This is a genomic window from Oceanobacter kriegii DSM 6294 (assembly GCF_000422845.1).
GTDB classification, from domain to species: Bacteria; Pseudomonadota; Gammaproteobacteria; order Pseudomonadales; family Oceanobacteraceae; genus Oceanobacter; species Oceanobacter kriegii.
In genome coordinates this window covers 161,142-174,115 of sequence record NZ_KE383931.1, presented here as the reverse complement: position 1 = coordinate 174,115, position 12,974 = coordinate 161,142, and the positions used below count along the sequence as shown (strand labels likewise).

Genomic DNA, 12,974 nt, shown 5'->3' with positions numbered 1-12,974 from the left:
GGGTCGTTAGCTCAGTTGGTAGAGCAGTTGGCTTTTAACCAATTGGTCGCTGGTTCGAATCCAGCACGACCCACCATATTCCCAAAGGGAGAAAGCGCATGCTTTCTCCCTTTTTCGTTTCTGGACACACCACACTGTTACCGTCAGAAAGGTTGCCCCTGTGATACACTGCGGCCAATCGTGAGAGCGGTGTTTTACAACAGAGAAGAATATGAGCCAGCTTGAGAAACAGGAACAACGCAATATCGTTCAGGACTACTGGTCCGCTCCGGAGCCGGAGCTGGCACCGGATCAGGTCGCTGAATACAAGGAACGCATCCGTGAACTACTGAAACGTGAAGATGCGGTCCTGGTCGCCCACTATTACTGTGAACCGGAGATTCAGGCGCTGGCCGAAGAAACCGGTGGCTGCGTTTCTGATTCCCTTGAAATGGCCCGCTTCGGTGCCAATCATCCTGCCAGCACCCTGATCGTTGCCGGTGTTCGCTTCATGGGTGAAACCGCCAAAATCCTATCTCCTGAAAAGCGCGTGTTGATGCCAACACTGGACGCTACCTGTTCATTGGACCTGGGTTGTCCGGCGGATGAGTTCTCACAGTTCTGCGATCAGCACCCGGATCGTACCGTGGTGGTGTACGCCAACACCTCGGCAGCAGTAAAAGCTCGTGCTGATTGGGTTGTGACCTCCAGTATCGCACTGGATGTTGTGAATCACCTTAATGGCAAGGGCGAGAAGATCATCTGGGCGCCGGATCGCCATTTGGGCGACTACGTTCGCCGTGAGACCGGTGCTGACATGATTCTGTGGAACAGCGAATGCATCGTCCACGATGAGTTCAAGGCGCAGGGCCTGAAGGATCTCAAGCAGGTGTACCCGGACGCTGCCATTCTGGTGCACCCGGAAAGCCCGCAGTCAGTAGTGGAAATGGCCGATGCCGTGGGTTCGACCAGTCAGTTGATCAAGGCCGCTCAGGAGTTGCCGAACGAAACCCTGATCGTTGCTACTGACAAGGCGATTTTCTACAAGATGCAGCAGGCTGTACCAGGCAAATTGCTGGTCGAGGCGCCAACGTCAGGTAATGGTGCGACCTGTCGTAGCTGTGCTCACTGTCCGTGGATGGCCATGAACGGCTTGCGCAACATTGCTGAAGTGCTGGAAAACGGCAATCAGGAAATCTTTGTGAACGAAGCCTTGCGTAAGGATGCTATCCGCAGCTTGCAGCGTATGCTGGATTTCAAAGCCTGAATCGATACCTGACAAAACGGCCGCTCATTGAGCGGCCGTTTTTGTTTGTGGGCTTGGTTTGTGGCTTGCGTATGGTCGGAAGATGAACGGGGTTTTAGAACTTGCGATCGCCTTTGGCAATTTGGCGCAGGCGCTCTTTGAGGGCTTCCTGACGCTGGAAGTTGCCTTGCTTGCCCGCTTCCTTGATGGCCAGATCCATTTGCCGGATGGCCTGATTCTGCTGGCCATTGAGGTACAGGTATTCTGCATTGGCGTGGTGGGCGACCATGTTCTGGCGGGCGTCCGCTGCTGATTGCGCCAGTTGATACCACACCTCCGGCGTGCCTGGGCGGTCTTCAGCCAGTTTGCGCAGGACGTCTGTGCTTTGCTGGACCCTGCCAGAGTGATCCAGAATCGTCGCGTAGGCCATGATTAGCTGGTAGCTGCCCGGATAATACTGCATGCGTTGTTCCAGCAGCTGAATGGCTTCGGCGCTGTTGCCCAACTGGTGAAGGGTTTGGGCTCGTACGACGGTGGTGGCGGGATCGTTCTGGTAGTCACTGTCGATGCCGTCGAGGTGTTTAAGCGCCGTTTGGTAGTCGTCGGCAATGAATGCCTGCTCGGCCAGAATCAACCGTGCTGCGCTGCGTCTGACGGCATCCTTGCTTTGCAATTCGGCCGTCATGGCAGGAATAACCTGCTCCGGCGTCAGCTGGTAGCGAATGCGGGCACGGTCTTTCAGCACCATAAAGTCAAAGCCCACTTCGCGTGGCTGGGTCGGGTAATTTCCGGCCCGCGCCCCGGCATCGGCTACCCGGTTCATGGTTAATGGGTGGGTCAGCAAGAATTCTGGCGGGTTTCCGCCCATGCGGTTGGCTGCCATCATTTGAGTGAACATGCCGGGCATTGCGTTCGGGTCGTAACCGGCTTCTACCAGGGTTTTCATGCCGAGCCGGTCCGCTTCCCGTTCCCAGCTGCGACTGTAGGCCAATTGATCCTGAATGCTTGCTGCTTGTCCGGCCATAATGCCAGCAATGCCTGCGTCGGGGTTGTCGCTGAGAGCGATCAGCAGAATGCTGGCCAGCAGCGTTGCGATGGCCACTGGTTCCTGTTGTGACGCCCGCTCCAGCTGGCGGGCAAAGTGGCGCTGACTGAGGTGGCCAAGTTCGTGGGCAAGTACTGCGGCCAGTTCATCCTCGTCTTCCGCAAACAGCATGATGCCGAGGTTGATGCCAATGATGCCGCCGGGTACTGCGAAGGCGTTCAGCTCGGCTTTGTCGATAATGACGAACTCAAATTCACTTTGCTGAGCGCCGCTGTGGGGAATCAGCCGGTAAGCCATGTTCTCCAGAAACTCGACCGCCAGCGGGTCCTTAATGGTTTTTGCGCTTGCTCTGAGTTGGCGCAGCCAGTTGCGTCCGAGGTCGTGTTCCTGTTGCAGCGACACCACGCCGGATGCGCTGTCACCCAGTGTCGGCAGGTCGTTGGCATCGGCCTGTACCGGGCTGGCTGAAAGCAGGCTTTGGCTGGCAATAAGGAGGGCGAGGGCAAGTCGTTTCAAATCAGTTTCCGTTGACGGCTTGTAGTTCTTGTCTGGTTGCAATGGCTTGGGGCTGAAGGCCTTTGGCCGGGGCTGTGTGCTTGTTTGTTGTGCTCATCTAACGAAAGTTAGATTTACAATGTCGTGCGGCACAGCTCAATGGTACACAGAGTTGATTCATTTACGCTCTGTTTGAGACTATCCTGCCTCTTTGGTTTCACCTAATTGCGGATGATGAATCGCGTGACCCAGCAAATACCCAGTGATGAGAAGCTCGATGCAACGGATGTCAGCTGTCCTTTGCCTCTATTAAAAACCAAGATGGCATTGAAAAGCATGAGCCGCGGTAAAATTTTGTGGGTAATCGCCAAGGATGCCGGTTCGTGGCGTGACATTCCCAAGTATCTGGGAATGTCGGAGCATGAGCTGGTGCACCTGGAAGAAGTTGATGGTGAGTACCATTACTGGATTCGCAAGGGAGATAAAGCATGATTCAGGTGTTTCGACGCTGGATCGACCGGTATTTGTCCAATGAAGAAGCGCTGCTGCTGTTATTGCTGATTACGGCCTTCCTGCTGGTTGTGGTGTTTCTGGGGCAGGTGCTGGCGCCTTTCCTGACGGCGGTGGTGATTGCCTACTTGTTGCAGGGCAGCATGCAGTATCTCAAGCGCCGTGGCTGTGGCCATTTGATGGCCACGGTGGTGGTGTTTCTGATGTTTGTCGGGGTCATGCTGACTGCCTTGTTTATTATTTTACCTGCCACCTGGCGCCAGCTGTCGCAACTGTTTACCGAGCTGCCGCATATGGTCGGGCAGGGGCAGGATTTGCTGCTGCTGTTGCCGCAGCAGTACCCGGATCTGGTTGCCGATGAGCAGGTGCGTGGCTGGGTGAATCAAGCCCGTGAGGAAGTGGCTTCGATGGGGCAGTGGCTGCTGAGCTTTTCGATCACCGGCCTTACCGCGTTTATGGCAATGCTGATCTATTGCGTGTTGGTGCCGATTCTGGTGTTTTTCCTGCTGAAAGACTCGACGGCCATTGTTAACTGGTGTGTGTCGTTTTTGCCGGCCCGTCGTAAACTGCTGGATGACATCTGGTCTGAGATGGATTTGCAGATTGCCAACTACATTCGTGGCAAGGCGCTGGAAATCGTCATTGTTGGCGGCGTGTCATGGGCTGCTTTTTTGCTGCTGGGGCTTGAATACGCAGCGCTGTTGGCCATTGGTGTTGGCTTTTCTGTGCTGGTGCCATACATCGGCGCGGCAGTGATCACTATTCCGGTGGCCCTGGTGGGCTACATGCAGTGGGGACTTGAAAGCCAGTTTATCTGGCTGATGGTGGTCTACGGCGTGATTCAGGCGCTGGATGGCAATGTGCTGGTGCCGCTGCTGTTCTCTGAGGTGGTGAACCTGCATCCGGTGGCCATTATTGTCGCGGTGTTGATCTTTGGTGGCATTTGGGGATTCTGGGGGGTGTTCTTCGCTATTCCGCTGGCGACCTTGTTCAAGGCCGTGATTCAGGCATGGCCCGGGCATCATGTGGAACATAGCGACGACGCTACTCACTAAGTCTGTTCAAGGATTCTCCGGAATCCGCTTTTTCGGCGCTTCTAAACTGTCCGTGCTTGTCACTCAGGGTTACCGTCAGTAGTATTGCGCTCTTGTCTTTTACGGCTTCTGTTTCTGGTGAATGAATCGCAGAAGCCGATCGTTATGTGGAGTAAGAATTCATGATCACCGGCAGCATTGTCGCATTGGTAACCCCGATGCATTCCGATGGGTCCCTGGACTGGGAAGCTCTCGACGGCCTGGTGGAATTCCACATCAAACATGGCACTGACGCCATTTTGCCTGTTGGAACCACCGGAGAGTCTGCAACACTGAGCACAGAAGAGCATTGTGCGGTGATCAAACGGGTGGTCGACAAGGTAGCGGGTCGTCGCCCTGTGATTGCGGGCACCGGCGCCAACAGCACTGCCGAAGCCATCGAACTGCATCAGGAAGCGAAACAACTGGGCGCCGATGCAGGCTTGTCTGTCACTCCTTACTACAACAAGCCGCCACAGCGTGGCTTGATCAAGCATTTTGAAGCCATTGCTGCTGCCGTTGACCTGCCACTGTGGTTGTACAACGTACCGGGCCGTACTGGTGTTGATATGCTGCCTGAAACCGTGGCCGCTCTGGCTGACGTTGAGCAGATCACTGCCATCAAGGAAGCCACTGGCGACATCGATCGTGCTCGCAAGGTAATTGAACTGGTGGGTGACCGCATGGCGGTTTACTCCGGTGATGATCCAACCTGTCACGAACTGATTCTGGCGGGCGGCAAGGGCAACATTTCTGTGACTGCCAACGTAGCGCCAAAATTGATGCACGACATGTGCATGCTGGCGCTGGACGGCAAGGCCGACGAAGTGCGTGCCATGCAGGAAACGCTGGCACCACTGCACGCCGGCATGTTCTGCGAATCCAACCCGGTTCCTGTGAAGTGGGCAATGGCGCGCATGGGCCTGATGAAAAACGGCATTCGCTTGCCGCTGGTTGAAATGGATGTGCGCTACGCGCCGAAGGTCGAACTGGCCATGAAAGGTCTGGAGCTGATCTGATCCTATGAAGTACCTGATTCTGGCCATGATCGCAGGCCTGAGCGGTTGCAGTACCCTGTTTGGTGACAAGTTCCGGGATCGTGCAGACGACTACCTGACCGCCAAACCGGCCAAGGAAGCGGTTGACCTGCAAGGTCAGCCGTTGGCAAAAACCGATTCCTTGCCAATTCCTGAATTGGCTCGTGAGGTTGAACAACCGGATACTTTCGAGCTGCCGCAACCCCAGCGTCTGGTGGTTGAGGCCGCAGAGCCGGAATCCCAGTCTGCTTCTCTTAACCAGTTCAACTCGACCGAGCTGAACCCTCGTCTGGATCGTGATGGTTCCGGCAGCCGCATTTTGCGACTGGACGGCAACTTTGCCCTGACCTGGGCGGAAGTGACCGAAGCGCTGGCCGCGTCTGACATCAATATGGTCGACCTCAATCGCAGTCTGGCAACCTGGTATCTGGAGCTGCAAACGGTACAGCAGGAAGACACTCGGGGTTGGTGGTCGCGTTTGTGGAATCGTGAACCAGAGTCTGAAACCACAACTTATTTGCTGAAACTTAACCGGGCTCATAACGGCGTGTACCTGTCTTTGCTGTCCGATGTGGATGCACTGGCCGACGACACCCTGGCTGAGTCGGTGTTTGTTGAGATCAAGACCCAGCTTGAGCGGTGAGGTACGTTTCGCTCGGGAGTGGCAGTAAAGGCAACTCCACGCTGATTGAACACAACAACCGCAGTTTGTTGATTGACTGCGGTTTCAGTCGCAAGAATTTGCTGGTGCGTTTGCAGCAGGCCCAGGCCGATGGTCATCAGCTTGAAGGTTTGCTGGTCACACATGAGCATTCAGACCACGCCAAGGGTGCGATGGCTGTTTGCGAGTTGTTCGATATTCCCCTGTATTGCTCGGCGGGTACCGCAATCCACATGAAATGGACCGACCATCGATTGTGGAATCGGTTAAACTGTGGCGATCAGGTCGATTTGGCGGGTATGAAGGTGGGTGCCATTACGGTGCCCCATGATGCCCGTGAGCCATTGCAGTTTGTGGTGGAGGGCGGTAACCGCAAGCTCGGTGTGCTGTCCGACCTTGGGTCTTTGACACGACGTATTGTTGATGCCTATCAGGGCTGTCATGGCTTGCAGCTGGAGGCTAATCATGACCCGGATATGCTCAAGGTAGGGCCTTACCCTCCGTCGCTGCAAAAGCGGGTTGCAGGGCCGTATGGTCACCTCAGCAATGCCCAATGTGCCGAGTTGATCGGCCAGATTCACTGGTCCGGTGTCCAGCACATTACTGCCGGCCACATCAGTGAAAAAAACAATCATCCGGAGCTGGTCTTTGGAGAACTGAGCAAGGTGCTGGGCCATTTGGCCGAGCAGGTAGAAATCCTTGCCCAGGATGATATTTCCGGTTGGCGAGAGCTTTGACGGCTGCGTGCCTGTTGGCCTCGTCACCTTTAATTCGTAACAATCAAATCTATGCGGAGATTCCTGATGGAAAAACGCGAGCTGCTTTACTCCGGTAAAGCCAAATCGGTGTATAGTACAGACAACCCGGACACTATGGTTCTGGAGTTCCGTAACGACACCTCTGCATTCGATGGCAAAAAAGTAGAACAGCTGGATCGTAAGGGCATGGTGAACAACAAGTTCAACGCCTTCATTATGACCAAGCTGGAAGAAGCCGGTATCCCGACTCACTTCGAAAGCCTGTTGTCTGACACTGAGTCTGCGGTTAAGCGTCTGGACATGATTCCACTGGAATGTGTGGTTCGTAACGTCTCTGCTGGCAGCCTGTGCCGTCGTCTGGGCGTTGATGAAGGCATCGACCTTGACCCGCCAACGTTTGAGCTGTTCCTGAAAAACGATGCGCTGGGCGACCCAATGGTTAACGAATACCACGCGCGTTCTTTCGGTTGGGCTGAAGAAGCACACATCGAAATCATGAAGAAGCTGACCTTCCAGGTGAATCAGGTTCTGAAAAAGATGTTCGATGACGGTGGTCTGATTCTGGTCGACTACAAGCTGGAATTCGGTCTGTACAAAGGCGAAGTGGTACTGGGTGATGAATTCTCCCCGGACGGCTGTCGTCTGTGGGACAAGGAAACCCGCGAGAAGCTGGACAAAGACCGCTTCCGTCAGGGCCTGGGCAACGTGATCGAAGGCTACGAAGAAGTTGGCCGTCGTATCGGTGTTCAGTTCTGATTTAGCGACAGCAGTAAAAAAACAGGCGCAAGCCTGTTTTTTTATGCCTGCGGCTGACTGTTTGAACGTTTGTTCCACTTTGTAAGCCGATATCGTCGCTATCATGTGCACCATACTCATCGGCGGCCGTCAATGCGTTTGGATTTTGTCAGAGCAACGACACAAGACTTTGGTATTTTGATGTTTTTAAGGGCACACTTGGACTGATACGAGTCTACCCGGTTGCCGGATTGAACCTGAAATCTAACTCCTAACAGGAATGGGATTCCGATTATGAAAAAGACCCTGATTGCAGCAGGTATTGTTGCACTTGCTCCGCTGTCAGCTCAGGCTGACCTGTTGTTCACCGTTGGTGCCAAGGCCAGTGTTTGGCAGGCAGAGCCAACCGGTCAGCTGGACGATGGCTTGTCTGTTGAAGGCGACGGCCTGGATCTGGAGCAGGAAAACGGTCAACAGATCACCGTATTCTTCGAGCACCCGGTGCCGTTTTTGCCAGATGTAAAAATCAAGCAAACCGCGCTGGAACTGGAAGGTACCGGTGTTGCTACTGCGACCTTTAATGGTCAGGTGTACGCTGGTGAAGTGGATACCACGCTGGACCTGAGCCACACCGACCTGACCCTTTACTGGGGCTTGCCTCTGCCGCTGCCGTACCTGGACATCAACTTTGGTGTGACTGGCCGTCAGTTGGACGGTTACGCCGAAGTCACCAGTGCAACGACTTACGACAAGGTTGATCTGGATCTGGTGCTGCCAATGGTTTACGGCGAAGTGAAGCTGGATACGCCATTTGGCCTGTACGCAGGTGCTGATATCAATTACGTAAGCTACGGCGACAACCTGATGTCCGACGTCAGCTACGGTCTGGGCTACACCTTCCCGATTCCAGTGGTTGATCTGGGTCTGGAAGCAGGCTACCGCGCCCTGAAACTGCAAACCGATCCGGACGATGTGGATATCGAAACCGATCTGGATATTTCCGGTATGTACTACGGTGCGTCCCTGTCTGTTGGTTTCTGATTCCGGATTCTGATCTCAGGAAGCTATAAACGACAGACACAAAAAAAGCGGCTGATCAGCCGCTTTTTTATTGCCCGTTGATTGCCTTTCGCCGAACGGAGAAAGGCAATCGGGCGGCATCAGATGATGCTCAGTTCCTGCAGTTCAGCGATCAGGCTGTCAACCGACAGGCCTTCTGCTGCAATGCTGGCGTCGGCACCGTCAGCGCCACCGGCAACCAGTGCAACCAGACCGGCGTTCTTGAGGATTTCTGCGCTTTCGGCAGTACCGATAGCGGCCAGACGACCCATTTCGAACAAACGGCGATCCAGAGCGTTAACCAGTTCATCTGCATTGACCGCGTTGATGGCAACAACGGCTGGCTTCTGGTTGAAACGACGGGCTTTTTCAGCCGCAGAAACGGCGTCGGTGCTGCCGGAACCGGAGGATTCACCGACGATCATGCCGGCACCAATGGTCACATTGGTCAGACGGTCGATGACGATGAAAGCACCAGTGCCATGCACTTTGCTGTAGGCATCAAACGGAACAGCTTTGTCGAGGGCAACCTCAACCAGCGCGATTTCGTTCAGTTTGACTTCTTCTGCCTGGCTCTGCTCCATGGTGTTTACATCGACCAGGTGGTGGATTGAGCTGAAGGCACCCGTGCTGGAGCTGGAAGCAAATTTCAGGTCGTAGGCGCGACCCGGAACCATGGACTTCTCGGTCATCCACACCAGTTCGGCATTGAAGCGGTTGCCAACAACCGGCTGATCTTCAATCTTGACGATCACGTCGCCGCGCGAGATGTCGATCTCGTCTTCCAGAGTCAGCGTGACGGATTGGCCAACAAAAGCCTGATCCAGATCGCCGTCCCAGGTCACAATGCGGTCAACCTTGCTGGTTTTCTGGGAAGGCAGTGCCATCACAGTGTCGCCCGGACGCACGATACCGCCGGCGATGGTGCCGCAGAAACCACGGAAGTCCAGGTTTGGACGGTTAACGTATTGAACTGGCAGACGGAAGTTTTCGAGGTTCTTGTCTTCGGCAACTTCAACGGTTTCCAGAATTTCCATCAGGGTCTGGCCGGTGTACCACGGAGAACGCGCGGAGCGGTCTACCACGTTGTCGCCGTCCAGTGCGGAAATTGGTACGCAACGGATGTCGGTCAGGTTCAGCTTTTCAGCAAACTCCAGGTAGTCTTTCTGGATTTCATTGAAGCGTTCTTCGCTGAAGTCCATCAGGTCCATCTTGTTAACCGCAACCACCACGTGCTTGATGCCCAGCAGGGAGGCAATGAAGCTATGACGTTTGGTCTGGGTCTGAACGCCGTAACGGGCATCAATCAGGATGATGGCCAGCTGACAGGTGGAAGCACCGGTCGCCATGTTACGGGTGTACTGTTCGTGTCCCGGGGTGTCGGCAATGATGAACTTGCGCTTGGCCGTCGAGAAGTAGCGGTAGGCTACGTCAATGGTGATGCCTTGCTCACGCTCAGCGGCCAGGCCGTCTACCAGCAGGGCCAGGTCAGGGCGGTCACCGGTGGTACCGACTTTGGCGCTGTCTTTGGTTACGGAAGCCAGCTGATCTTCGTAGATCATCTTGGAATCGTACAGCAGACGACCAATCAGAGTGGATTTACCGTCGTCCACGTTACCGCAGGTGAGGAAGCGCAGCAGCTCTTTGTTTTCGTGCTGCTTCAGGTATTCCAGAATGTCGGTGGAAATCAGATCGGACTGGTGAGACATCAGAAGTAACCCTCTTGCTTCTTCTTCTCCATGGAGCCGGAAGAGTCGTGGTCAATTGCACGGCCCTGACGCTCGGAGGTGGTGGTTAACAGCATTTCCTGAATGATCTCAGGCAGTGTGGCGGCTTCGGATTCCACTGCACCGGTCAGTGGGTAGCAGCCCAGTGTACGGAAACGCACGGACTTCATTTCCGGCACTTCGCCTTCTTTCAATGGCAGACGGTCGTCATCAACCATAATCTGCATGCCATCGCGCTCTACAACCGGGCGCTCAGCGGCAAAGTACAGCGGAACGATGGAGATGTTCTCGAGGTAGATGTACTGCCAGATATCCAGTTCGGTCCAGTTGGACAGAGGGAATACACGGATGGATTCGCCCTTGTTCACTTTACCGTTGTAGATGTTCCACAGTTCCGGACGCTGGTTTTTCGGGTCCCAGCGGTGCTTGCTGTCGCGGAAGGAGTACACGCGCTCTTTGGCGCGGGACTTCTCTTCGTCACGACGAGCGCCACCAAAGGCCGCGTCGAACTGGTACTTGTCCAGAGCCTGTTTCAGGGCCTGGGTTTTCATGATGTCGGTGTGCTTGGATGAGCCGTGGGTGAACGGGCCAATGCCTTGCTCAACACCTTCCTGGTTGATGTGAACCAGCAGATCCATACCAACTTCTTTGGCCATCTTGTCGCGGAATTCAATCATTTCCTTGAATTTCCACGTGGTGTCCACGTGCAGCAGTGGGAAGGGTGGCTTGCCCGGGAAAAAGGCCTTACGAGCCAGATGCAGCATTACCGCAGAGTCTTTACCGATGGAGTAGAGCATCACCGGGTTGTCGAACTCGGCAGCAACTTCGCGGATGATATGGATACTCTCCGCCTCCAGCTGCTTCAGGTGCGTGAGTTGGTAGTCACTGATCATGGAAGATTTCTCAGAAGTTGGACTTGAATGCTTTCGGGGCAGCCATGGCTGGCTGTTCACACTGGCGCTTGATCCAATGCGCCCGACTTTAGAATCGGTGGGACTATATCAAGGCGTGAGGCATATAAGAAGGTGGTCTTAATTCGATTTGGTTCTAAATATAGAGTCCGCTGCTTCGGTGGGTTTGGGCTGTGCGGCGGAATATAGCTGGCTGCAGCCGGGTTTAATGGTCGGCCGATAAAGTACCGGGTGTCGATGGATCAGGTGCTGCAGTGCTTGGTTGATTGAATGATTGGGTGATTGGGTGATTGGGTGATTGGGTGATTGGGTGATTGGGTGATTGGGTGATTGGGTGATTGATAGCACCTGTGCAAGTTTCAAAAGCCGACAAAGCATACAGAACGCTGTTCACCAGCGCCTTGATGGCGGGCTTCCATTGATGTTTTTGGCGTGGTCGGCTACATTTCGCACCCCAAAACCAGCCGTTGGAGTTAGCCCGTGACCACCCCTTGGGAGCTTTACCAAGCCGATCTGAAACGCGACGATTTTTCTTATGACCCTGCCCAGGAAATGGCGGTCAAGCATTTGCAGCGTTTGTTTGATGATCTGGTTGCGGCCAACGAGCGTCAATCCGGTAAGGGTTTGTTCGGCAAGCTGTTTAACCGCAAAAAGCCAGAGCCGGAAAAAGGCCTGTATTTCTGGGGTGGTGTTGGCCGCGGTAAGACTTACCTAGTCGATACTTTTTACCACGCGCTGCCGTTCGAGCGCAAAATGCGCACGCACTTTCACCGCTTTATGCAGCGTGTGCACGGTGACCTGACCAAGTTGGCTGGTGCCAAAAACCCGCTGACCATTGTGGCCGACCAGATTGCTGAAGAAGCCATTGTGATCTGCTTCGACGAATTCTTTGTATCCGACATTGGCGACGCCATGATTCTGGCTGGCCTGATGCAGGAATTGTTCGATCGTGGCGTGACGCTGGTAGCAACCTCCAACATCGTGCCGGACGGTCTGTATAAAGACGGTTTGCAGCGCGACCGTTTTATACCGGCAATCAAGCTGTTGAACAAGTTCACCGAAGTGGTCAACGTTGACAGCGGAGTGGATTACCGTTTGCGTACACTGGAGCAGGCGGACCTGTATCATTTCCCGCTGAATGCAGACAGCGAAGCGGCCATTCAGAAGAACTTCGATGCATTGGTGCGTGATGCCAGTCAGGTCAAACTGGATACCGACGTTGAAATTCTGGGCCGTAACATTCGTGCCAAGGCGGTGTATGACGATGTCGCCTGGTTCGATTTTTACGCCGTGTGTGACGGTCCGCGTTCGCAAAATGACTACATTGAGCTGGGCAAGGAATTCCATGCCATTCTGGTTTCCAACGTGCCTGTGATGGGCGTTAAGAATGATGATCTGGCGCGCCGCTTTATCAACCTGATCGATGAATTCTACGATCGTGGCGTGAAGGTCATCATGAGTGCGGACGCCGCTATTCCGGATATTTACGGTCAGGGCAAATTGGAATTTGAATTCCAGCGCACCACGTCCCGTATGCTGGAAATGCAATCCCGCGACTATCTGGCGCGTGAACACAAATGTGATTAAGGCTTCTCTGAAAGCTTTGAATAAAGAACGCGGCTTTGGCCGCGTTTTTTATGGGCGGAGCTATATGGGCGGAGCTATATAAACTGAGCTATTTGGAGTGGGCTGTGACCCGCTTCTCAACTGTGTTTGTGGCTGCGTTGTTCGGTATTGA

12 protein-coding genes and 1 tRNA gene are annotated in these 12,974 nt (G+C 54.4%); 10 read left to right on the top strand and 3 right to left on the bottom strand.

The genetic code is table 11. The features are described from left to right. Both G516_RS0114120 and nadA read left to right on the top strand, forming a co-directional pair. Positions 1 to 76: transfer RNA gene (locus G516_RS0114120), tRNA-Lys, on the top strand. A 135-nt stretch (positions 77 to 211) separates the two neighbouring features. Continuing rightward, positions 212 to 1,246, top strand: coding sequence for a quinolinate synthase NadA (nadA, locus tag G516_RS0114115; RefSeq protein ID WP_028294189.1), 1,035 nt, complete (start codon positions 212 to 214; stop codon positions 1,244 to 1,246). Between the two features lie 94 nt (positions 1,247 to 1,340). On the opposite strand, the gene G516_RS22620 is transcribed toward nadA, so the two are convergent. After that, on the bottom strand, positions 1,341 to 2,786 hold the full coding sequence (locus G516_RS22620) for a M48 family metalloprotease (protein WP_051219444.1): 1,446 nt from the start codon (positions 2,784 to 2,786) through the stop codon (positions 1,341 to 1,343). A gap of 213 nt (positions 2,787 to 2,999) precedes the next feature. Here G516_RS22620 and G516_RS0114105 point away from each other — a divergent pair, with 213 nt between their 5' ends. The 7 genes from G516_RS0114105 (at position 3,000) to G516_RS0114075 (ending at position 8,580) form a co-directional block, all read left to right on the top strand. Beyond that, entirely contained in the window at positions 3,000 to 3,257 is a 258-nt protein-coding gene (locus G516_RS0114105) for a sulfurtransferase TusA family protein (protein ID WP_156879074.1), read from the top strand. After that, entirely contained in the window at positions 3,254 to 4,330 is a 1,077-nt protein-coding gene (locus tag G516_RS0114100; protein WP_028294187.1) for an AI-2E family transporter, read from the top strand. Before G516_RS0114105 ends, G516_RS0114100 begins: the two co-directional genes overlap by 4 nt. 161 nt (positions 4,331 to 4,491) lie before the next feature. Then, positions 4,492 to 5,367, top strand: coding sequence for a 4-hydroxy-tetrahydrodipicolinate synthase (gene dapA / locus G516_RS0114095; RefSeq protein WP_028294186.1), 876 nt, complete (start codon positions 4,492 to 4,494; stop codon positions 5,365 to 5,367). A gap of 4 nt (positions 5,368 to 5,371) precedes the next feature. Beyond that, positions 5,372 to 6,028, top strand: a complete 657-nt coding sequence (gene bamC / locus G516_RS0114090) for an outer membrane protein assembly factor BamC (RefSeq protein WP_028294185.1) — start codon at positions 5,372 to 5,374, stop codon at positions 6,026 to 6,028. After that, positions 6,025 to 6,783, top strand: a complete 759-nt coding sequence (locus G516_RS0114085; protein ID WP_028294184.1) for an MBL fold metallo-hydrolase — start codon at positions 6,025 to 6,027, stop codon at positions 6,781 to 6,783. Before bamC ends, G516_RS0114085 begins: the two co-directional genes overlap by 4 nt. A 66-nt stretch (positions 6,784 to 6,849) precedes the next feature. Further along, positions 6,850 to 7,560 (top strand): phosphoribosylaminoimidazolesuccinocarboxamide synthase, encoded by a 711-nt coding sequence (purC, locus tag G516_RS0114080; RefSeq protein ID WP_028294183.1) that lies wholly within the window; start codon positions 6,850 to 6,852, stop codon positions 7,558 to 7,560. Positions 7,561 to 7,833: 273 nt separating this feature from the next. Further along, positions 7,834 to 8,580: a TIGR04219 family outer membrane beta-barrel protein gene (locus tag G516_RS0114075; RefSeq protein WP_028294182.1), complete on the top strand. Its 747-nt coding sequence runs from the start codon at positions 7,834 to 7,836 to the stop codon at positions 8,578 to 8,580. Positions 8,581 to 8,699: 119 nt separating this feature from the next. Here the strand turns inward: G516_RS0114075 and cysN are convergent, their stop codons facing one another. Together cysN and cysD are read right to left on the bottom strand one after the other, a co-directional pair. After that, positions 8,700 to 10,307, bottom strand: coding sequence for a sulfate adenylyltransferase subunit CysN (cysN, locus tag G516_RS0114070; protein ID WP_028294181.1), 1,608 nt, complete (start codon positions 10,305 to 10,307; stop codon positions 8,700 to 8,702). Further along, positions 10,307 to 11,218 carry a sulfate adenylyltransferase subunit CysD gene (gene cysD, locus G516_RS0114065; RefSeq protein WP_036536646.1) on the bottom strand — a complete coding sequence of 304 codons (912 nt, stop codon included), beginning with the start codon at positions 11,216 to 11,218 and terminating at the stop codon, positions 10,307 to 10,309. The genes cysN and cysD overlap by 1 nt, the downstream gene beginning before the upstream one ends. Before the next feature lie 498 nt (positions 11,219 to 11,716). Between cysD and zapE the strand changes: the two genes are divergently transcribed. Beyond that, positions 11,717 to 12,823 (top strand): cell division protein ZapE, encoded by a 1,107-nt coding sequence (gene zapE, locus G516_RS0114060; protein WP_028294179.1) that lies wholly within the window; start codon positions 11,717 to 11,719, stop codon positions 12,821 to 12,823. The last annotated feature ends 151 nt before the right edge of the window (positions 12,824 to 12,974 follow it).

Coding starts and splice junctions, on each gene's coding strand:
- nadA (WP_028294189.1), top strand. CDS start 212: ATGAGCCAGCTTGAGAAACAGGAACAACGCAATATCGTTCAGGACTAC.
- G516_RS0114105 (WP_156879074.1), top strand. CDS start 3,000: ATGAATCGCGTGACCCAGCAAATACCCAGTGATGAGAAGCTCGATGCA.
- G516_RS0114075 (WP_028294182.1), top strand. CDS start 7,834: ATGAAAAAGACCCTGATTGCAGCAGGTATTGTTGCACTTGCTCCGCTG.
- cysN (WP_028294181.1), bottom strand. CDS start 10,307: ATGTCTCACCAGTCCGATCTGATTTCCACCGACATTCTGGAATACCTG.
- cysD (WP_036536646.1), bottom strand. CDS start 11,218: ATGATCAGTGACTACCAACTCACGCACCTGAAGCAGCTGGAGGCGGAG.
- G516_RS0114100 (WP_028294187.1), top strand. CDS start 3,254: ATGATTCAGGTGTTTCGACGCTGGATCGACCGGTATTTGTCCAATGAA.
- dapA (WP_028294186.1), top strand. CDS start 4,492: ATGATCACCGGCAGCATTGTCGCATTGGTAACCCCGATGCATTCCGAT.
- purC (WP_028294183.1), top strand. CDS start 6,850: ATGGAAAAACGCGAGCTGCTTTACTCCGGTAAAGCCAAATCGGTGTAT.
- bamC (WP_028294185.1), top strand. CDS start 5,372: ATGAAGTACCTGATTCTGGCCATGATCGCAGGCCTGAGCGGTTGCAGT.